The following is an 18,496-nucleotide window of genomic DNA, read 5'->3' on the forward strand; positions in this document are numbered from 1 at the left end:
GAGAGCCGTGAGGCGTCAAACAGCAACAAGCGGGATCAATCCCGCCGGGTCGAGCCGTTCATTGCGGCTCGACCCTCTTTCTCTGCCGCTCAGCTTCCATGCGCACGACACCCGTGCGGACGGCGGCGTGCGCAGGATCGAACTTCATCGCGAGCGCGTCGTGCTGCACCGTGCCGTCAAGGGCATGCGGATGGCGATCAACGTCCGCGTCAGCGATTTTCTCGGCGTAGCACTGCGTGGTCTCGACGACGATGCACAGATGCTGGTGCTGGCGCATCGGGACCCGTCCTTGAACATTCCCTTGTGCGTGAGCTCCGACGACGAGGAGATCGCCTCCGCCTGGCAGATGTGGAGTGACATCTTCGCGCTGCCGCTGTTGGCAGAAGATGATCATCGCGAACCGGCCGCCCGGCGGCGCCGCCACAACGCGATCCGCGCCCGCCGCCCGAAATTTTTAGTGCGCCGTCGGCTCGGCAATCTCGGCAACACCGAAACCGTTCATCACGACGAGCGCGAGATCATCGCGCGGGATTGAGTTTGCTTTAACAGAACTCTCGCCAAGCAAGTGCTGTCGTCCCTGCGAACGCAGGGACCCATACTCCGCGGCCGTTGTTCTCGGAAAAGACCAGGCAACAACGACCTCATCAAGCAATTTCGGCCGGTGGTTATGGGTCCCTGCGTTCGCAGGGACGATGGAGGAGCTTTCGGATTCAATTTTCAAACACCGGCACACCTTCGCGATCACGCGGCGAAGTACGCCCGAGTTTGTTTTAAGAACTTCCTGCCCTATCATCAGAGCAACTGTGGCGTACGCGGCAAATCAGTTCGCGGACACGTAGGTAGAGGGTGGGCAAAGCGAAAGCGTGCCTACCATCATGAAGCTTGCTTGATGATCGATGGTGGGCACGTCGCAACGCGCCTTTGCCCACCCTACGAGACCGAACGCATCACCGCGTCAATCAGTAATCCCGCAAACAGCAACAGCCCCGCATCGCGGTTCGACTTGAACAGGCGGAGGCACAGCGCGGGATTGCTAATGTCGAGCGTCCTGATCTGCCAGGCGAGATGCGTTGCAAACGCCACCAACCCGATCCAGGCCGGCCAGCGCACGCCGCCCAGTACCAGCGCGACGCCGATCAGAATGACGGCGAGCGAATAAAGCAGCGCCAGCGCCAGATGGGTGCGCGCGCCGAACAGGCGGGCGGTCGACTTGATGCCGATCAGCGCATCGTCCTCGGTGTCCTGATGGGCGTAGATAGTGTCGTAGCCGATCACCCAGGCGATCGAGCCGGCATAGAGCACGAGCGCGGTGAGATCGATGCGGCCGAGCGTGACGGCAAATCCCATCGGCGCGCCCCAGGAGAACGCCAGCCCCAGCACGACCTGCGGCCACCAGGTGATGCGCTTCATGAAGGGATAGACCGCGACGATGACGAGCGAGGCGATGCCGGTCAGAATCGCAAAGCGGTTGAACTGCAAGAGCACCGCGAGCCCGATCAGCGCCTGCAGGACCAAAAAGGCGAACGCCTGCGTCACGCTGATCTGACCAGCGGGCAGCGGCCGCGAGCGCGTGCGCTCGACGCTGGCGTCGAGCTCGCGGTCGGTGATGTCGTTCCAGGCGCAGCCGGCGCCGCGCATGACGAAGGCGCCGATGAAGAACAGCACGATCACGAGCGGCAATTGCGAGATGTCACGCGCAACGCCGGCGGCCAGCGCCGCCGACCACCAGCACGGCATCAACAACAGCCACGAGCCGATCGGACGGTCGTAACGGGAAAGCCGCAAGTAAGGCCGCGACCAGGCCGGCGCGCGCGTGTCGACCCAGTTGCCGGTCGCATCGGCAACGCGGGTAGACGCGTCGCTCATCGGATCGCGGTCATCGCGCGAGAACGTTGCCGTTCAGCGTATCGAAGGTGCTGCCACCCTTCCTGACCGTCTGCGCCTCAGGGAGCGCCGCGGAGGAGCCGAGCACCTCGCTCAGGCTTGGCCCGGCCGGGCCGCGGGCCTGCGCTTGCTGCGCAACGGCACAGACCTGCTTCTGCATCTTCTCGGTATTCTTGTGGCCGTTCTTGAGCTGGTCGGCGATCTGCGGCGGAATTCCGCATTTAGCCGAATTGGTCTCGACGTACTTGATCATCTTCAATTCGGCCTGGCCGAAATTGCCGATCAGCTTGCAGGCTTCATCTGGCGGCGCCTTGCGGTCGCTCGCGGCCTTGATCAGCTTGCCGCGCCGCTCGGCTTCCTCGCGCAGCGGGACGAAGCCCTGCATGCAGGCGTCCGCCGAACCGCTGGCCTGTGGCGGCGGGCCGCTGAACCCTCTGGAAACCGGGGCAGCGCCCTGCGACGGGAACGGCGACGGGGCGCCGACCGAGGCCGATGGTGCTGCGCCATTCACCGGCGGAAAAGGCGAATTCGCAGGCGCGGCGCTTTGGTTCGGCAAGGGGGCCGGAAACGCGCCCTGCGCGAAGGCTTGGCCCGCGTGAACGGTCACGACGGCAGCGGTCAGCGGCACAATCAGGCGGCGGATCATCAAGGCGGTATCTCCGGCTAGGTCCAGGCAACCCCAGCGTCTTCGAAAACGAAGCGGATTTGCGGTGGGCACTTTTTACGATTCCTGCCGACGCTTAACAACCCGTTGATTGGGGCAGCAGCGCGGCGCAGGGGCGCCCCGGAAGTTAAAAATAGCGTCCGGATTCTAGCGCTTTAGGCTAAAACCGGCGCGGACACGGAATATTACGGATGCCTGACCTCGATTTTCGCGCCCCGCGCCTGTTCGTCGACGCCCCCTTGCGGGAGGGCGAAAGAATCGCGCTGGAGCGCAACCAGAGCAATTATCTGGGCAATGTGCTGCGGCTCGCGGCCGGCGAAACCATTTTGGTGTTCAACGGCCGCGACGGCGAGTGGCAGGCAGCAATCGAGGGCCGCAAGCGACCCGACGCCTTGAGCATCGTCGCGCAGACGCGGCCGCAGGACCGCCTGCCCGATATCGCCTATGTCTTTGCGCCGCTGAAACACGCGCGCCTCGACTACATGGTGCAGAAGGCGGTCGAGATGGGAGCCTCAAGCCTGCAGCCGGTGCTGACGCGACACACCCAGGTTTCGCGGGTGAACGGCGAGCGGATGCGCGCCAACGTCATCGAGGCCGCCGAGCAATGCGGAATCCTGAGCCTTGCGCACGTTGCCGAGCCGATCGCGCTGGACCGATTTCTCGAACAGCGCGAGACCGGCCGCCTGCTGGTGTTCTGTGACGAGGCGGCTGACATCGGCAATCCCATCGAGGCGCTGCAACAGGGGTTAACCGCGGCTGAGGGGATCGACGTCCTGATTGGCCCCGAGGGCGGATTTGCCGAGGAAGAGCGGGCGCTCTTGCTGCGGCAGCCCAGGACGCTGCGGCTGTCTCTGGGCCCCCGCATCCTGCGCGCCGATACCGCTGGTGTCGCCGCGCTGGCGCTGGTGCAGGCCGCGCTTGGCGACTGGCAGGGGCCGGGATAGCCGGTGGAAGGCTGACCGGGCGAGACATCGCCCATTAATTCAGTTGGCCAATCCCTGTCGAAACGCCGCCCCGGCCATGCTAAGGCCTGCGCCAATGAGCCGCCCGGACCCCCGGGGAGCCCAAACGAACTTGGAACCCGGTTTTTTACGGATATTTGGACGCAAAATGACCGCGACCGCTGCCGTCAGAGGTGCTGCCGGGTCCGCCGCCTGGGCGGACGCGCTGCTATTGTCGTTTGCACAAGGCGGTTACGTCCAGGCTCACCCTGCTATCCTGCAGCCGGCGGAGCCGTTCCTCGACCTCTCCGGCGAGGACATCCGCAAGAGCCTTTACCTGACGGCCGACGCTTCCGGCGAGGAACTCTGCCTGCGCCCCGACCTCACCATTCCGGTGGCGCGGGACTATCTCGCCTCGGAACGCGCCGGAAAGCCGGCGGGCTTCAGCTATCTCGGGCCGGTGTTCCGCTATCGGGGCGGGCGGCCCAGCGAATTCTTGCAGGCCGGCATCGAATCCTTCGGCCGGCCGGACCGCGCCGCGGCGGATGCGGAAATGCTGGCGCTGGCGCTGGGAGCGACCTCGGCGTTCGGATTGAAGGATGTCGAAATCCGCACCGGCGACGTCGCGCTGTTCACTGCGCTGATCGACGCGCTCGATCTCTATCCGGTGTGGCGGCGGCGGCTGATCAAGGATTTCAACCGCAAGGTCAGCCTCGCCGAGGACATCGAACGGCTGACGCTTGCGACTGCGCCCGGCCGCAACGAATATGAGGGCGTGCTGGCGGCGCTCGCCGGCTCCGATCGCAAGGCGGCGCTGGCGCTGGTCACTGACCTGATGTCGATCGCCGGCACCACCAATGTCGGCGGACGCACTGTCGACGAAATCGCCGATCGCTTCCTCGAACAATCGACGCTGAAGGGCGGTGCACTGCCGCGCGACGCGCTCGATATCATCAAGCGCTTCCTGGCGATTGCGGGCGATCCCGATGAATCGGTTAAGCAACTGCGCGCGCTGGCGTCAGACGCCAAGCTCGATCTGACCGCGGCGATCGATGAGCTCGAAAGCCGCGTCGGCTTCATGGCCGCGCGCGGCATCGACACCAAGCTAACGCGCTTCTCCACCTCGTTCGGGCGCGGGCTCGATTATTACACCGGCTTTGAATTCGAACTGCATGCCAAGGGTAATGACGTCGAGCCGCTGGTTGCTGGCGGGCGCTACGATGGCCTGATGACGCAACTCGGCTCGGCCTCGCCGATCCCGGCGGTCGGATTCTCGGTGTGGATCGAAGCGCTGACGCAGCTCGGCCAATCCAACGCGCAAGGGAGCGCCGCATGACCGTTCCCTTCGTCCTCGCCGTTCCCTCCAAGGGCCGCCTGCAGGAAAATACCGAGGCGTTTTTCACGCGCGCGGGGCTTGCGCTGGCAAAACCGCGCGGCGCGCGCGACTATCGCGGCACCATTGCAGGCCTCGACAATGTCGAGATCGCCTATCTCTCGGCGAGCGAAATCGCTTCCCAGCTCGCGCGCGGCATGGTGCATCTCGGCGTCACCGGCGAGGATCTGTTGCGCGAAAGCATCCCCGATGCCGACAAACGCGTGCTGCTGATCGACAGCCTAGGCTTCGGCAGCGCCAATGTCGTGGTCGCGGTGCCGCAGGCCTGGATCGACGTCCGCACCATGGCCGATCTCGACGACGTCACCACCGGCTTCCGCGCCCAGCATAACCGGCGGATGCGGGTCGCGACCAAGTACATCAACCTGACGCGCAACTTCTTCGCCGCTCACGGCGTGGTCGACTATCGCATCGTCGAAAGCGCCGGCGCCACCGAGGGCGCGCCTGCCGTCGGCACCGCCGAGATGATCGTCGACATCACGACGACAGGCGCGACGCTCGCCGCCAACGGGCTGAAGGTGCTCGACGACGGCGTGATTTTGCGCAGCCAGGCCAACCTCGTGGCCTCCCGCGATGCCGACTGGTCGGCTGAAGCCCGCGAGACCGCACGCGTCATCCTCGATCACATCGCCGCTCGCGCCCGGGCCAGCAAATATCGCGAGGTGCGCACCCGTTTCGCCGGCTGCAACGAGGCGTTGCTTAACGAGGCGCATAACCGCTTTGGCGTGGTGGCGCCGTTCGGCGGGCCGACCTCGTCCGGCATGCTCACGCTGCACTGCCCGCCGATGCATCTTTACGCGCTCGGCAGCTTCCTGCGCGAGCATGGCGCCGACACGGTCTCGATCGCCTCGCTCGACTATGTGCTCGACCGCGAAAACCCGTTATTTGCCGGGCTCGAGACGTTCCTGCGGCAATAAGGCTGCCGTTTCGTTCATCGTTGCGACAGCATCTCGCAGGTAACATATATGGTTGGATAATCTGGGACCTGATTGATGACGCTCGGCTCTGACGTTTCCCGCCTGACGACGACCGCAGCCAGCGCGGCGGCGAAAGGCTTGTCGATTGTCCTGCCGCTGTACAACGAGGCGGCAGGGCTCGCTTTGCTGCACGAGCGATTGATCGGGCTCGCCAAGACGCTGAAGGCGCGCTACGGCCTCGTCTGCGAAGTGGTCTATGTCGACGACGGCAGCGCCGACAACACGCTTGCGATCGCGCGTTCGCTTGCTGCCGATGCGCTCGACGTGCAGGTCGTCTCGCTGTCGCGCAATTTCGGCAAGGAGGCGGCCCTGATGGCGGGGCTCGACCATGCCCGCCGCGGCGCCATCCTGTTCATGGACGGCGATGGCCAACATCCGCCGAGCCTGGTCGAAAAGCTCGTCGCGCACTGGATCGATGACGGCTACGATGTCGTCTATACGGCGAAGGCGCATCGCGACAATGAATCGTTCCTGCGCCGCCAGGCCGTACGTGGCTTCTACGCGCTGATCAATTGGGGCGCGCGGCAGAAGATCCCCGAGGACGCCGGCGACTTCCGCCTGCTGTCGCCACGCGCGGCGGCCGCGCTGCGGCAGCTTCCCGAACGCAACCGCTTCTTCAAGGGCCTGTCGAACTGGATCGGCTTCCGCCAGATCCGCGTCGATTACGAGCCGGCGCCACGCGCGCACGGTGTCACCACGTTCAGCCCGGGCCGGCTGATTGGCCTGTCCATCGAGGGACTGACGTCGTTCTCGGTGGCGCCGCTGCGCTTTGCCAGCCTGCTCGGCGTGCTGCTCGCCATCAGCGCGTTCCTGTTCGGCCTCACCATTCTCTGGGAGGTCTGGACCACCGGCAAGCAGGTCCCCGGCTATCCCTCGCTGATGATCGGCATGATGACGATCGGCGGCGTGCAGCTCATCATGATCGGCATCGTCGGCGAATATATCGGCAAGATCCTTTCCGAGCTGAAGGCGCGTCCGATCTACTTCGTCGCCGAGCACAACGAGAAGCGTGCCGATGGCGAGACGGCGGCCAGCGCCACCGAACGGACCGCCGCCGAATGAATGATGCCGCGCCGCCGCGCCGGATCTGGCTATGCGCCGACGATTACGGACTGGCCGAAGGCGTCAACCGCGCCATCCGCGATTTGATCGGCCGCGGCCGTCTCAATGCCACCTCGGTGATGGTGGTCGGCGCCGCGATCGGACGCGCCGAAGTCGCCGCGTTGCAGGAGGTTGCGGCGGCGAGCCCGCGATGCGCGATCGGACTGCATGCGACGCTGACTGCGCCGTTTCGTCCGCTGACGATGCACTTCAGGCCGGTCGACGGCGGCTTGTTCCTGCCGTTTCCGAGACTGCTGCGCGCGGGCCTGCTGCGGCGGCTCGATTCCGAAATGATCGAAGACGAACTCGCAGCCCAGCTTGCAGCCTTCAAGGACCTGTTCGGCCGCGCGCCCGATTTCGTCGACGGCCATCAGCACGCGCAACTCTTCCCTGGGGTGCGCGACGCTTTTCTGCACGCGGTCAAGGAGGCGGCCCCCAGCGCCTGGGTTCGCCAAGGCGGACGCCTCAAGCCGTTGGGCCAACTGCTCAGCGCGCCGAAGGCTTTGCTGCTCGACGTTCTCAGCGCGCAATTTCGCAAGCGCGCCCTCCATGCGAAAATCCCGTGCAACCCCGCCTTCGCCGGCGCCTATGATTTTTCCAAAGAGCCCGATTTCAGCGTGCTGATGGGACAGTTCCTCGAAGGGCTGCCGGAAGGCGGGCTCGTGATGTGCCACCCCGGCTTTGTCGACGAAACGCTCGAGGGCCTCGATCCCCTGACCACCCAGCGCGAGGCGGAACACGCATTTCTGGCAAGCGATCGATTCCCGACATTGCTGGCGGCGAATAAAGTCACATTGAGTTGACAGATATCAGCGAAAGCCGCCTGGCGTTTTGTCGCATACCAAAAATTAATTCGGCCGCCCACTACTTGCGACACAAAACCCTCCTTACATCCTCGGGCGCGTCGATCGCGATTCGACGCGAGGGAGAGGGCCATGACACCGCAAGAACGCCAACTGATTGACGATCTTTTCGACCGGCTCGCCAAGCTGGAGAGCGCCAAGCGCGATCCGGAGGCCATGTCCGCAATCATGGAGGGCCTGCGCAACGCGCCCAACGCGGTCTATGCGCTGGTGCAAACCGCGCTGGTGCAGGACGAGGCACTGAAGCGCGCCGACACGCGCATCCAGGAATTGGAAGCGGCGGCGGGCCAGCAAAACCAACCCGGCGGCTTCCTCGATTCGATGCGCGACGCGATCTTCGGGCAGAATCAGCAGCACGGCTCGGTGCCCAACGTTCGCGCGCCCGACATGGGCGGCCGCCCGACGTGGAACAGCGGCCAGGTGCTGCAGCAGACGCCGCCGCCCGGACAATATAACCAGCCGGCTTACGGCCAGCCCTATGGCGCGCAGCAGCCGCAGCAAGGCGGCGGTGGCGGCTCATTCCTCGGCACGGCGGCAGCAGCCGCAGCCGGCGTGGTCGGCGGATCGCTGCTGCTCAACAGCATTCGAGGGATGATGGGCGGCGGCGGCAATCATCAAGCGTTCGGCGACACGGCAAACCACAGCGGCGGTGTCGAAGACCGCAGGCCGTGGGGCGATCAGTCCGGCGGCGATCTCGCGCGCGAGGCCGGAATCAACGACATCGGGTCGTCGAGCCGACGCGCCGACAACAATGATGACAGTGGTTCGCGGCAAGGATTCTTCGATCAAGCCTCGCACGATGACGATGACATGGATCACGGTGCCGATGGCTTCGACGGCGACGATGGCGGTGACGGCGGTGACGGCGATTACGCCTGACGCGCGTCGGCGATCAAACGAAACGGCCGCCCGATAGGCGGCCGTTTTGATTTCCTCCGCTGTCGTCCCTGACAAGCGAAGCGCGATCAGGGACCCATAACCACGGATGTACGTAATCGCGGCGGTTTGAGCCGCAGCCTGCCAGGCAACAAGCACCGGTGGTTATGGGTCCCTGCGTTCGCAGGGACGACACTGTTTTTGCGGCTCGTATCAGATCACTACTACTTTCGCGCCGACGCCGACGCGGCCGTAGAGATCGATCACGTCCTCATTGCGCATGCGGATGCAGCCGGACGAGACATTGGTGCCGATGGTCCATGGCTCGTTGGAGCCGTGGATGCGATACAGCGACGATCCCAGATACATAGCGCGCGCGCCGAGCGGATTTTGCGGGCCGCCTTCCATGTGCCGCGGCAGATCAGGGCGGCGCGCCAGCATTTCCGGTGGCGGCGTCCAGGCCGGCCATTCCTTCTTCGCCGAGATCGTCTTGACGCCCGACCAGGTGAAGCCGGGACGGCCGACGCCAACGCCGTAGCGCAGCGCCTTGCCGTCGCCCTGCACCAGGAACAGGAACTTGTTCGGGGTATCGATCACGATGGTGCCTGGGCTTTCCTTGCCGTGATACTCGACCACCTGCTTTTCATATTTCGGATCGAGCCGGTGCTGCGCAGGGTCGAATGCTTCCTCCTCCTCGCGCCGCATCGACTGCTGCGGATCCATCGGCGGCAGCAACGCGCGCCGCCCGCCATAGCCGTAATCCGGCTGCTGCTGATAGGCCGGCGCTTGTTGATAGCGCCCGCCCTGCGGGGCATCGCCGAACAGGAATTCGATGAAGCCGCCGCCCATGTTGGAGCGTTGGGCAGAGGCCATGCGCACCGGCGCCGGTTGGCGGGCGTAGATCACGGTGGGTTCAGCTGATGATGAGGCGTCGATCGCTGCAGCCTCACTGGCGAAGCAAAGGCAAGACACGCTCGCGAAGAGCGCAACAAGGATTTTTCCGGACATCGACGTACTCTGTACTGTTCGTCACTGCGGGTTCGCGGCGCCGCAGCGCGACGAGCGCCGCTGCGCGCGATCAATACAAATCAAAACCTAATCGGTTTGGTAAACAGAAGCCGTGTTTCGATTCACCACGTCGGCAAGCGCGTCCGGATTTGTCCGGTAGCGTTTATTTTGCGTGAACGCGCTCCCCTCATGGTTAATCGCTGGTGTGCGGCCGCGGGCAAAGCGCCAACGCGCGATATTGCGCCGTGAACCTGACGTTAAATCGCCATGGTTTAGAACACGCGGGCAATGAAGGGGTGGGAAAAACTCATGTCGGTAAATCGCAAACGTTTTCGTATCGAAGCCATTCTGGGCGATGCGCCAATTGTCATGCCTACAGAAGGCGGCGAGATCGGCCCGATGCATCGCGAGATCATGGCCGAGCTGCGCGCGATCCGGTCACAGATGGCCGGCTTCGGCCACGCCCGCGCCGCTTCGACCGAGAGCGCGGACATTATCCGCGAAGTCGCCGAGTCCCACGCGCTTCTGGAAACCTATCGCGCGCAGATCGAGCAGTGCGAGAAGCTGAAGGTCGAGCTCGACCTCATTCACGACGCCATCAACCGCACCAAGCGCGAAATCGCCACCCTGCACGGCAAGAGCTTTGATGGCCAGGAAATGGCCAAGGTCAATGGCGAACTCGGCGCCGTCGTCGGCGGCACCGAACAGGCCACCCAGCAGATTCTGGAAGCCACCGAAGCGATCGACCAGGCGGCGACCGCGCTTTCCAAGAACATTTCTCCGGACCAGCAGAAGCTGCTCAGCGAGGAGATCCAGGAACGCGTCGTCTCAATCTTCGAGGCCTGCAATTTCCAGGACTTGACAGGCCAGCGCATCAGCAAGGTGATGAACACGATGAGGTTCATCGAACAGCATATCGTCGAGATGATGGAAATCTGGGGTGGCGTCGATGCCATCAAGGCGCACGCCCCCCCGATCGTCGATACCCGCGAAGGCGATGCCAAGCTGCTCAACGGCCCGAAGATGGACGGCGACGACGGTCACGCCTCGCAGAATGACATCGACGCATTGTTCGATTGATCGGGCTGGTTAACGCGCGCTAAACAAAACGCCGGCAGCGATGCCGGCGTTTTTTTGTTGCCAGGTTGTCCGTCCTCCACCGTCGGAGGGACGTCCAATCACGCCCGCGGCGCGCAGCGGACATAGACCATGTTGCCGTAACGGACCGCGGCATCCTTTTCGATGAAGCGGGTGACCATGACACGGCCGTCGAACGAGACGATCTCGCGGTCCTGGTCGCCGCCGGCCGGACCGGGCGGGCCGATATAGTTCTTGCCGCTCGGACTGCCCTTAAGGCGCAGTTCCTGCGGCGTCGCCTGATCGGCCAGATGCATGACCACGCCGCCATTGGCGCCGGCGCCGATCACGTAGGGCTGCTTGCACTGCCCGCGCGCCGCGGCCTCGGTGCGGGCGCGGTCATTGGGATTCTGGAACGAGGCAAGGCCCCAGCGGCCGACGATCTCGTCGGCGCGGACGGTTGCCGGCATTTCCGGCGCGACTTCAGGCTCGGGCGGCGGACTGGATGACAGCGACGGCAGGCTCATGCTGCTGCACGCCGCCAGCAAGATCGAAAGCGCCGACGCGATCGCCAGATTGGCAACCGTACGCGCATTACGTGAGCTGATCATCGCATTCCCCCGAGCAATCACTTGGCCGCTCCCGTCAAGCAGCCGATAAGCAGCCAACCGCAAAAAGCCTCCCGGAGCAATGACGTCGGTTGAAATGACGCCGCTGCACCGATTTGGTTTCCGAAGCACCATCCTATATTGGCCTCACCAAGGCTTTAATCTCCTTGTTTGCTTGACAGGATCAGCGCCAAGACATATTCCCCGGCCCCACGTTTAGCACTCAAATACAATGATTGCTAAGGGTTGTGCTGCCCCGCCCCGGGGCGGCGTCGAATACCGGCATTCCCAGCCATTTTCGAGTGGTACAGACCCGAAACCTAAGCCTCCCAGAGGAACTTCAAGAGGAGACGTCATGGCTAAAACCAAATTCCGTCCACTGCACGACCGCGTCGTGGTCAAGCGCATCGGATGCCGAAGAGAAGACCAAGGGCGGCATCATCATTCCCGACAGCGCCAAGGAAAAGCCGTCGCAGGGCGAAGTCACCGCCGTGGGCCCGGGCGGCCGCGACGAGGCCGGCAAGCTGATTCCGATCGACGTCAAGGTCGGCGACCGCGTGCTGTTCGGCAAATGGTCGGGCACCGAGGTCAAGCTCGATGGCGAGGAACTCCTGATCATGAAGGAGTCCGACATCATGGGCGTGCTGACGTAAGGCACCCTGCCTCACCCTGAGGAGGCAGCGAAGCTGCCGTCTCGAAGGGCCCGGCTTTCACAAATCATCCTTCGAGACGCGGGCGAGGCCCGCTCCTCAGGATGAGGTCCATTTTCCAGGAGCAACTCAAATGGCTGCCAAAGACGTTAAATTTTCCGGCGACGCCCGCGACCGCATGCTGCGCGGCGTCGACGTTCTCGCCAACGCGGTGAAGGTGACGCTCGGTCCGAAGGGCCGCAACGTCGTGATCGAGAAGAGCTTCGGCGCTCCGCGCATCACCAAGGACGGTGTCACCGTCGCCAAGGAAATCGAGCTCGAGGACAAGTTCGAGAACATGGGCGCGCAGATGCTGCGCGAAGTCGCCTCCAAGACCAACGACACCGCCGGCGACGGCACCACCACCGCCACCGTGCTGGCGCAGGCGATCGTGCGCGAGGGCGGCAAGGCGGTTGCCGCCGGCATGAACCCGATGGACCTGAAGCGCGGCATCGACATCGCGGTTCACGCGGTGGTCAAGGACCTCGAGAAGCGCGCCAAGCCGGTCGCCGCCTCCTCCGAGGTCGCCCAGATCGGCACCATCTCGGCCAATGGCGACACCGCGATCGGCAAGATGATCGCGCAGGCGATGCAGAAGGTCGGCAATGAAGGCGTGATCACGGTCGAGGAAAACAAGTCGCTCGAGACCGAGGTCGACATCGTCGAGGGCATGAAGTTCGACCGCGGCTACCTGTCGCCCTACTTCATCACCAACGCCGAGAAGATGACCGCCGAGCTGGAAGACGTCTACGTGCTCTTGCACGAGAAGAAGCTGTCCGGCCTGCAGTCGATGCTGCCGGTGCTGGAGGCCGTGGTGCAGTCCGGCCGTCCGCTCCTGATCATCGCCGAGGACGTCGAGGGTGAGGCGCTGGCGACGCTGGTGGTCAACCGCCTGCGCGGTGGACTGAAGGTCGCCGCCGTCAAGGCGCCGGGTTTTGGCGATCGCCGCAAGGCGATGCTGGAAGACATCGCGATCCTGACCGGCGGTCAGCTCATCTCCGATGAACTCGGCATGAAGCTCGAAAGCGTCACCATCAACATGCTCGGCCGCGCCGGCAAGGTGGTGATCGACAAGGAGAACACCACGATCGTCAAGGGCGCCGGCAAGAAGAAGGACATCGAGGCCCGCGTCACCCAGATCAAGGCGCAGATCGAGGAGACCACCTCGGACTACGACCGCGAGAAGCTGCAGGAGCGTCTTGCAAAACTCGCCGGCGGCGTCGCGGTGATCAAGGTCGGCGGCGCGACCGAAGTCGAGGTCAAGGAAAAGAAGGACCGCGTCGAGGACGCCCTCAACGCGACTCGGGCGGCCGTCCAGGAAGGCGTCGTGCCGGGCGGCGGCGTGGCGCTGCTCCGCGCCAAGAAGGCGGTCGGCCGCATCAACAACGACAATTCCGACGTTCAGGCCGGTATCAATATCGTGCTGAAGGCGCTGGAAGCCCCGGTTCGCCAGATCTCGGAAAACGCCGGCGTCGAAGGCTCGATCGTGGTCGGCAAGATCCTGGAGAACAAGTCGGAGACTTTCGGCTTCGACGCCCAGACCGAGGAATATGTCGACATGGTCGACAAGGGCATCATCGATCCGGCCAAGGTGGTGCGCACCGCGCTGCAGGACGCTTCGTCGGTAGCCGGCCTTTTGGTGACCACCGAAGCCATGGTCGCCGAACTGCCGAAGGAGCCCGCCCCGGCGATGCCCGGCGGTGGCGGCGGCATGGGGGGAATGGGCGGCATGGGCTTCTGAGAGCCTTCAGTCCGACTACTTCCGCTGCAAAACCAGCCCGCCGCCTGCAAGGTGGCGGGCTTTTTCGTTCAGTCCAATATTTTTCCGACCTACTTCACGCCACCTCGGACGCGGCTTATATTTGCCGGTAACCGGAGATTTTCGAATGGCTGACCCAAACGAGCCCGTTAAGATCACTGCGGACCTTCCCAAAGAGCTGTTTGATGCACTGGTCGATCTGGCGAAGCAGCGTGGTGTATCGGCCAACACCGTCTTGCAAGATGCGATCGTCCGCGAAAAATATCTTTCCGACAAGGAAGCCGCCGGCGCATCGATCCTGATCGAAGAAAGCAACAAGACCTTCAAGAAGGTCTCCCGCATATAACAATCCCGTAGCACCGGTCTTTGGGGGCACCGATGTCTGACGTGCAGGATCTGAATACGCTTGGGGCAACAACTACAGGACGTACAGCAAGTGTACCTGCCACCGCAGGTCAAATCATCGAGAAGCCGTACGATCCGACGCCCGACCGCGAGAACATTCGCGGCACTATTGCGCTTTGGCTGGTGTGGACATTAGTCGGTGTGGTCGCGGCGGTCGTCGTGACTGGCCTAATCACAATTTATGGCTGCCACGTCGCGAATAGTTGCACGCCGGAAACTAACGAGCTGAAGGCCATTCGGGTCGTGATCGAGTTGGTTCTCACACCTCTCGTCGGCCTGGTGGGCGCCGTGACCGGCTTCTATTTCGGCGAAAAAACGGCCGCCGCCAGATCCGGCGGTTAGACGGGAAATGCGGGGCAAAAATTAAGTCGCGAATCCGGGCTAGTTCTGGGAAAGTGAACGCATTCACCCCCGCCATAACGAGGCCGTTCGCATGCGATTTTTTCTCTGCGCCGCTCTGTTGCTCCTGGCGGTTGTCACGGCCGCTTCGGACCTCGCCTTCGCCCAGATGAAACTGCAGCCCAAGACCGCGCCGGGCGCGACCGAGACGCGCTATTTCACCGCGATCGACGGGCTGATGGACGGCAATGCCGATGTCATTCTGAAGGAAACCCGTCAGGGCAAGAACGTTACCGCCGCTACCCTCGACGTCTGCTACCCCGCCGCGAAGGGTGCGGACCGCAAGGACCGCTTCGTCGCCAACCTCGCCGTCAGCGGCCAGAACCTGACCGGCTCCACGCAGAGCCTCGGTGACAAGCTGCCGGTTACCGTCAAGCTGGTGCGCAAGCCTGTCGGCGACACCTTCGAGTTCCGCGGCCAGATCAGCATCGGCCAGACCGTGACCGAAGTGACCTCGACCGACAATTCCGATCTCAGCGAGAAGGAATTTCTGGACAACCAGACCAGCGACGACGGCATCACGCCGGCGCCGAAGGATTTTACCGACGTCTCGCCGGAAGCGATCGGCGTGCGGGTCAAGCTCGACGCCGCGCTGGATTTTCTGAAAAGCCTGAAGGGCGAGGCCGTCGAAGTCGGGCTCTCCAGCCTTTCGATCTCCTGCGATGCGCTGCGCGCCGGCGAGCAGACCATCAATCTGACGGTCGATCCGGAGCGCGCCGCAGCGCTGATTGCGAAGGCGAAGTCGATGCCCGGCGTGGTCGCCGCGGGATGGACCAGTGGCAGCATCGAAATGGACCGCACCATCCGCTTTGCCGCAGCCGAGTGGCGCGACGGCGACAAGATCAACAGGGACAAGATCGCGTCCGCCATTTCAGGCGTGCTCGCGAAAACGCTCGCCGCCAAGCCCGCAGGCACCGAGTGGGACGCCAACACCGGAAAACTGACGCTGAGCTTCAAGCGGCCGAGCCCGATCTATCCCGCGCTCGCGCTGACCGAAACTGTCGAGATCACCGCGCTGATCTCGCCGGATAAGCCGGGCGCCACCGATCGGCTGATGCTGTGGATCTCGAGCCCGGTGATCACGACCGCAGATGAAGGCGCCGACCCAAAACTGCATGTGTCGGAAGAATCCACCGGCGACGAGGAAGGCGGCGAGCCGAAGGACGACAACGGCTCGCTCGAAGCGCTGGCCAAGGAGTTCAAGGGCCAGCGCTGGGACGCCGACAAGTCGGTGTGGAAGTAACGATGATTTAGCCAGCTACCTCGAGGTTGATGGCATGGCCGAGGAATGGTGGTCGACGATCAGCCAACGCTGGCCGTTCTTGACATAGGTGAAGCTGTAGCGCGCGGGCAAGGTCTTCGTCTCGCCATCCTTCACATAAGAAAACGTGTAGTAGCCAGTATTGACTGCTGCATTCCCGTACACGCGGATGAGTTGATCGCCGAAGGTGACCTTGAGGCTGGGCAGAACCTTGAAGGCGCCCACGAAATAGTCTCGTAGCGCCGCCCGGTCGGAGCGCACGGTCGGCGACAGTGTGCCCCAGAGCACGGCGTCGTCCGAATAGAGCGGCAGCACCTTTTCGGGATCGCCTTCGCCGAGAGCCTGCCCCCATCCCGAAGTCGCCGCCGCCACTTCCGCTTTCGGCTCGGCTGAGGCGCTTGGGCCAAACGACAACGCCACCATGCACAGGGCAAGTGCTGCGTTCGCCAATTTTGGAGAAGATTGCATGACATCCTCCCTTGCGAATACCGTGCAGGCAAGTGTCCGCTTGAGACGGGCTCTTGCAATGCAAGCGGCTACTGTTTGCGCGGATCGTCAGCCGGATTGATGTAATCGATGCCACCAGGGCCGATAAATTGGACTTGAAGTATCCCTTCCTCGTTTCCGGTCCAGGCGTAGTGCGGGTGTCTTGCGGGGTACACCCATAGCGAGCCTGGCTTCAGGAGATCACCCTTCTTTTCGAATTTTTCACCATGGCTGCTGCCGACGTCACCGCTTATGACTGTAACAACTTCGGAATAGGGATGCGTATGCGGAGGCATCTGGAAGTTAGGTGGAAACTTGATGCGCAGGACGACAACCTCGCCCGCTTTCGTCGGATCACCGACCAGGGTCGCAATCTGAACGCCCTTCGGAAAAGCTGGATTATCCTTCCAGGTGAGCGTATCGGGCATCACCCGGACCTCGGTATTTTGGGCCATTGCCGGAATGGAGAGCGCAATCAAGCCGGTCGCCGTTAGCAGCAACTTTTTCATGCGAGTTCCTCCCAAGCTGTATGCAGCAAGAGACGCAAATCGCAATGGGCGGTCAGTTATGGGGACTGGAGTGAAGCCTCGCGCCACAATGTTGCGTGCGTCACACCAGAAAAACTACATCATCAGCGAAGGGCGAACCACAAGTCAGAGATGCTGACTTAATAGGCTCGGTTGTCCGCTTTGGGTGCTTCGCGTCATACGGTTCGACGCCAATGACCCAGACGAACATCTTTCCTGTCAACCGGGCTCGCTGCAGCAGTTCGATTGCCAGGTTGTTAAGACTCGATTCAGTTTAAAGGAACATCATCGGCTAGCTGAACCTGGGTCACACCATGCAAGACCGCGAGCCGAGTACCGTTGAAAGCATCTTGTCGGGGAATGTGGTTGACGGCCGAGGGCCGGAGCAGCCGGCGGGTTCGTGGGATTTTCTCGTGCCCGATCGCGATGACGTATTGGTGGTGCGGGAGTCATTTCGCGACCGGGCGCGCAACGTGTTGCTGGTCACCGCGGCCGTGGCGGCAAGCTTTGGGCTCGGATGGGCCGGTGGCCTGAGTTGGCCCGAGTTGGCAGGCACGCTCGGCCTTGAAACTGTTGCGCAAGCGCCCGCGCCGCGCATGGCTGAAGCACGGTCGAGCGGCAAGGTTGAAGGCACCCGGAAGACCGCATCCACCTCAGACTCGCCCGCCATCGTTGGAAGCATTCCCAAGCCGTCCGCCGTGTTGTCGGCCGGTGCACGTCCGTCTGCGGGCCCGGCCTCCCAGGCAAATGCGAGCGCCTCGCCGATTGCGATGCGGCCGCAGCCCTTGGTGGCGGCGCCGGAAACCAAGCCGACCACCATTTCCGGCTGGACGGTTGTCGATGTTCGGGATGGCACCGCCGTTCTCGAAGGCCCCGACGGTATCAGGATGGCCGCGCGCGGCGACACCATTCCCGGAATCGGACGCGTCGAATCGATCGTGCGCTGGGGCGGACGCTGGGTTGTTGCCACCGCCAGCGGCCTGATCGCGACGCCCTGACCGAAGTTCCGATTTAGTTCGTGTTGATGCGGAAGCGCAGCGTCTTTGCGCCGATGAACGATACGAAATCGCCCTGCCGCTTCCAGGTGCCGGCCTCGGCGAGCGCTGCAATCAGCTCATCATCCTGCTGCGCGTGATCCGGCGGACAAGTGCGGTTCTCCATCGCGCCGGGAACGAAGATCACGGTATTGCCAGCGACCGAAAACTGGCCCTTACCGCCCTTGCACCAGAGTTCCAGGACCACCTCGCCCTTGTCGCCGATCTCGAGATTGGGAATCCGCTTGGATCCGGGCTGGCGGCCGACATCGAGCTGCATTTCCGTCCCGAACGGAAAGCCGTCATCGGCGCGCGCCGGGCTGAAGGCCAGGACCGTCGCGATCAGCAAGAGCGAAGCGGCGCCTGCCCGGGCCGTGCGTGCGAATGAAATCATGCCACCTCTCGAAAAAATTCCAGACCCTACCGCCGCGCGCCGTTCTATTGGACAAGTGAGCCGTTGGCTAGACCGTCCGAAGACAGCGCCGCGCGACAAAAAATCCCCGCGGGCGACGGCCAGCGGGGATTTTTGGCGAGAGAGTCGATA

The 18,496-nt window shown here is 63.4% G+C and carries 20 protein-coding genes and 1 pseudogene; 14 read left to right on the plus strand and 7 right to left on the minus strand.

Annotated features, from left to right (window positions below):
- The first annotated feature begins 7 nt into the window (after positions 1 to 7).
- Positions 8 to 535 carry a DUF6101 family protein gene (locus V1278_RS33245; RefSeq protein WP_334384307.1) on the plus strand — a complete coding sequence of 176 codons (528 nt, stop codon included), beginning with the start codon at positions 8 to 10 and terminating at the stop codon, positions 533 to 535.
- A gap of 395 nt (positions 536 to 930) precedes the next feature.
- Here the strand turns inward: V1278_RS33245 and ubiA are convergent, their stop codons facing one another.
- Together ubiA and V1278_RS33255 are read right to left on the minus strand one after the other, a co-directional pair.
- Positions 931 to 1,866, minus strand: coding sequence for a 4-hydroxybenzoate octaprenyltransferase (ubiA, locus tag V1278_RS33250; protein ID WP_334383630.1), 936 nt, complete (start codon positions 1,864 to 1,866; stop codon positions 931 to 933).
- Between the two features lie 10 nt (positions 1,867 to 1,876).
- The gene (locus V1278_RS33255; RefSeq protein ID WP_334383631.1) at positions 1,877 to 2,530 is read right to left on the minus strand and encodes a hypothetical protein; all 654 of its coding nucleotides are present in this window, start codon (positions 2,528 to 2,530) and stop codon (positions 1,877 to 1,879) included.
- 209 nt (positions 2,531 to 2,739) lie between these two features.
- On the opposite strand from V1278_RS33255, the gene V1278_RS33260 reads away from it, so the two are divergent.
- From V1278_RS33260 to V1278_RS33285, 6 genes are all read left to right on the plus strand, one after another.
- Positions 2,740 to 3,492 carry a 16S rRNA (uracil(1498)-N(3))-methyltransferase gene (locus tag V1278_RS33260; protein ID WP_334366727.1) on the plus strand — a complete coding sequence of 251 codons (753 nt, stop codon included), beginning with the start codon at positions 2,740 to 2,742 and terminating at the stop codon, positions 3,490 to 3,492.
- 166 nt (positions 3,493 to 3,658) lie between these two features.
- Complete coding sequence (locus tag V1278_RS33265) at positions 3,659 to 4,825, plus strand: ATP phosphoribosyltransferase regulatory subunit (RefSeq protein ID WP_334383632.1); 1,167 nt, start codon at positions 3,659 to 3,661, stop codon at positions 4,823 to 4,825.
- Positions 4,822 to 5,799: an ATP phosphoribosyltransferase gene (gene hisG, locus V1278_RS33270; RefSeq protein WP_334383633.1), complete on the plus strand. Its 978-nt coding sequence runs from the start codon at positions 4,822 to 4,824 to the stop codon at positions 5,797 to 5,799. Before V1278_RS33265 ends, hisG begins: the two co-directional genes overlap by 4 nt.
- 75 nt (positions 5,800 to 5,874) lie before the next feature.
- A complete protein-coding gene (locus V1278_RS33275; protein WP_334366723.1) occupies positions 5,875 to 6,921 on the plus strand; it encodes a glycosyltransferase family 2 protein in 1,047 nt (348 codons plus the stop codon).
- Positions 6,918 to 7,763: a ChbG/HpnK family deacetylase gene (locus tag V1278_RS33280; protein ID WP_334383634.1), complete on the plus strand. Its 846-nt coding sequence runs from the start codon at positions 6,918 to 6,920 to the stop codon at positions 7,761 to 7,763. Before V1278_RS33275 ends, V1278_RS33280 begins: the two co-directional genes overlap by 4 nt.
- Before the next feature lie 132 nt (positions 7,764 to 7,895).
- Complete coding sequence (locus tag V1278_RS33285) at positions 7,896 to 8,702, plus strand: DUF2076 domain-containing protein (protein ID WP_334383635.1); 807 nt, start codon at positions 7,896 to 7,898, stop codon at positions 8,700 to 8,702.
- A 210-nt stretch (positions 8,703 to 8,912) separates the two neighbouring features.
- Here the strand turns inward: V1278_RS33285 and V1278_RS33290 are convergent, their stop codons facing one another.
- Entirely contained in the window at positions 8,913 to 9,707 is a 795-nt protein-coding gene (locus tag V1278_RS33290) for a L,D-transpeptidase (RefSeq protein WP_334366720.1), read from the minus strand.
- A 309-nt stretch (positions 9,708 to 10,016) separates the two neighbouring features.
- On the opposite strand from V1278_RS33290, the gene V1278_RS33295 reads away from it, so the two are divergent.
- Positions 10,017 to 10,787 carry a protein phosphatase CheZ gene (locus tag V1278_RS33295; RefSeq protein ID WP_334366719.1) on the plus strand — a complete coding sequence of 257 codons (771 nt, stop codon included), beginning with the start codon at positions 10,017 to 10,019 and terminating at the stop codon, positions 10,785 to 10,787.
- Positions 10,788 to 10,885: 98 nt separating this feature from the next.
- On the opposite strand, the gene V1278_RS33300 is transcribed toward V1278_RS33295, so the two are convergent.
- Positions 10,886 to 11,395, minus strand: coding sequence for a hypothetical protein (locus V1278_RS33300; protein ID WP_334366718.1), 510 nt, complete (start codon positions 11,393 to 11,395; stop codon positions 10,886 to 10,888).
- A 352-nt stretch (positions 11,396 to 11,747) separates the two neighbouring features.
- Here V1278_RS33300 and V1278_RS33305 point away from each other — a divergent pair.
- From V1278_RS33305 to V1278_RS33325, 5 genes and pseudogenes are all read left to right on the plus strand, one after another.
- A pseudogene (locus tag V1278_RS33305) lies at positions 11,748 to 12,045 on the plus strand (co-chaperone GroES).
- 130 nt (positions 12,046 to 12,175) lie between these two features.
- The gene (gene groL, locus V1278_RS33310) at positions 12,176 to 13,822 is read left to right on the plus strand and encodes a chaperonin GroEL (RefSeq protein WP_334383636.1); all 1,647 of its coding nucleotides are present in this window, start codon (positions 12,176 to 12,178) and stop codon (positions 13,820 to 13,822) included.
- A 145-nt stretch (positions 13,823 to 13,967) separates the two neighbouring features.
- Positions 13,968 to 14,186: a hypothetical protein gene (locus V1278_RS33315; RefSeq protein WP_334366717.1), complete on the plus strand. Its 219-nt coding sequence runs from the start codon at positions 13,968 to 13,970 to the stop codon at positions 14,184 to 14,186.
- Between the two features lie 32 nt (positions 14,187 to 14,218).
- A complete protein-coding gene (locus V1278_RS33320; protein ID WP_334366716.1) occupies positions 14,219 to 14,587 on the plus strand; it encodes a hypothetical protein in 369 nt (122 codons plus the stop codon).
- Positions 14,588 to 14,678: 91 nt separating this feature from the next.
- Positions 14,679 to 15,887, plus strand: coding sequence for a hypothetical protein (locus V1278_RS33325; RefSeq protein ID WP_334383637.1), 1,209 nt, complete (start codon positions 14,679 to 14,681; stop codon positions 15,885 to 15,887).
- A gap of 15 nt (positions 15,888 to 15,902) precedes the next feature.
- On the opposite strand, the gene V1278_RS33330 is transcribed toward V1278_RS33325, so the two are convergent.
- Both V1278_RS33330 and V1278_RS33335 read right to left on the minus strand, forming a co-directional pair.
- Positions 15,903 to 16,373: an SgcJ/EcaC family oxidoreductase gene (locus V1278_RS33330; protein WP_334383638.1), complete on the minus strand. Its 471-nt coding sequence runs from the start codon at positions 16,371 to 16,373 to the stop codon at positions 15,903 to 15,905.
- Between the two features lie 68 nt (positions 16,374 to 16,441).
- Entirely contained in the window at positions 16,442 to 16,900 is a 459-nt protein-coding gene (locus tag V1278_RS33335; protein ID WP_334383639.1) for a cupin domain-containing protein, read from the minus strand.
- A 431-nt stretch (positions 16,901 to 17,331) separates the two neighbouring features.
- Here V1278_RS33335 and V1278_RS33340 point away from each other — a divergent pair, with 431 nt between their 5' ends.
- Positions 17,332 to 17,916 (plus strand): hypothetical protein, encoded by a 585-nt coding sequence (locus V1278_RS33340; RefSeq protein ID WP_334383640.1) that lies wholly within the window; start codon positions 17,332 to 17,334, stop codon positions 17,914 to 17,916.
- Between the two features lie 13 nt (positions 17,917 to 17,929).
- On the opposite strand, the gene V1278_RS33345 is transcribed toward V1278_RS33340, so the two are convergent.
- On the minus strand, positions 17,930 to 18,346 hold the full coding sequence (locus V1278_RS33345; protein ID WP_334366711.1) for an META domain-containing protein: 417 nt from the start codon (positions 18,344 to 18,346) through the stop codon (positions 17,930 to 17,932).
- Positions 18,347 to 18,496: the final 150 nt, after the last annotated feature.

Source organism: Bradyrhizobium sp. AZCC 1577 (assembly GCF_036924575.1).
Taxonomy (GTDB): Bacteria; Pseudomonadota; Alphaproteobacteria; order Rhizobiales; family Xanthobacteraceae; genus Bradyrhizobium.

Excerpts from the sequence above, each read along its gene's own strand:
- V1278_RS33290 (WP_334366720.1), bottom strand. The coding sequence starts at position 9,707 with ATGTCCGGAAAAATCCTTGTTGCGCTCTTCGCGAGCGTGTCTTGCCTT.
- V1278_RS33300 (WP_334366718.1), bottom strand. The coding sequence starts at position 11,395 with ATGATCAGCTCACGTAATGCGCGTACGGTTGCCAATCTGGCGATCGCG.
- V1278_RS33295 (WP_334366719.1), top strand. The coding sequence starts at position 10,017 with ATGTCGGTAAATCGCAAACGTTTTCGTATCGAAGCCATTCTGGGCGAT.
- V1278_RS33315 (WP_334366717.1), top strand. The coding sequence starts at position 13,968 with ATGGCTGACCCAAACGAGCCCGTTAAGATCACTGCGGACCTTCCCAAA.
- V1278_RS33255 (WP_334383631.1), bottom strand. The coding sequence starts at position 2,530 with ATGATCCGCCGCCTGATTGTGCCGCTGACCGCTGCCGTCGTGACCGTT.
- V1278_RS33285 (WP_334383635.1), top strand. The coding sequence starts at position 7,896 with ATGACACCGCAAGAACGCCAACTGATTGACGATCTTTTCGACCGGCTC.
- V1278_RS33330 (WP_334383638.1), bottom strand. The coding sequence starts at position 16,373 with ATGCAATCTTCTCCAAAATTGGCGAACGCAGCACTTGCCCTGTGCATG.
- ubiA (WP_334383630.1), bottom strand. The coding sequence starts at position 1,866 with ATGAGCGACGCGTCTACCCGCGTTGCCGATGCGACCGGCAACTGGGTC.
- groL (WP_334383636.1), top strand. The coding sequence starts at position 12,176 with ATGGCTGCCAAAGACGTTAAATTTTCCGGCGACGCCCGCGACCGCATG.
- V1278_RS33345 (WP_334366711.1), bottom strand. The coding sequence starts at position 18,346 with ATGATTTCATTCGCACGCACGGCCCGGGCAGGCGCCGCTTCGCTCTTG.
- V1278_RS33260 (WP_334366727.1), top strand. The coding sequence starts at position 2,740 with ATGCCTGACCTCGATTTTCGCGCCCCGCGCCTGTTCGTCGACGCCCCC.
- V1278_RS33265 (WP_334383632.1), top strand. The coding sequence starts at position 3,659 with ATGACCGCGACCGCTGCCGTCAGAGGTGCTGCCGGGTCCGCCGCCTGG.
- hisG (WP_334383633.1), top strand. The coding sequence starts at position 4,822 with ATGACCGTTCCCTTCGTCCTCGCCGTTCCCTCCAAGGGCCGCCTGCAG.
- V1278_RS33335 (WP_334383639.1), bottom strand. The coding sequence starts at position 16,900 with ATGAAAAAGTTGCTGCTAACGGCGACCGGCTTGATTGCGCTCTCCATT.
- V1278_RS33275 (WP_334366723.1), top strand. The coding sequence starts at position 5,875 with ATGACGCTCGGCTCTGACGTTTCCCGCCTGACGACGACCGCAGCCAGC.
- V1278_RS33320 (WP_334366716.1), top strand. The coding sequence starts at position 14,219 with ATGTCTGACGTGCAGGATCTGAATACGCTTGGGGCAACAACTACAGGA.
- V1278_RS33325 (WP_334383637.1), top strand. The coding sequence starts at position 14,679 with ATGCGATTTTTTCTCTGCGCCGCTCTGTTGCTCCTGGCGGTTGTCACG.
- V1278_RS33280 (WP_334383634.1), top strand. The coding sequence starts at position 6,918 with ATGAATGATGCCGCGCCGCCGCGCCGGATCTGGCTATGCGCCGACGAT.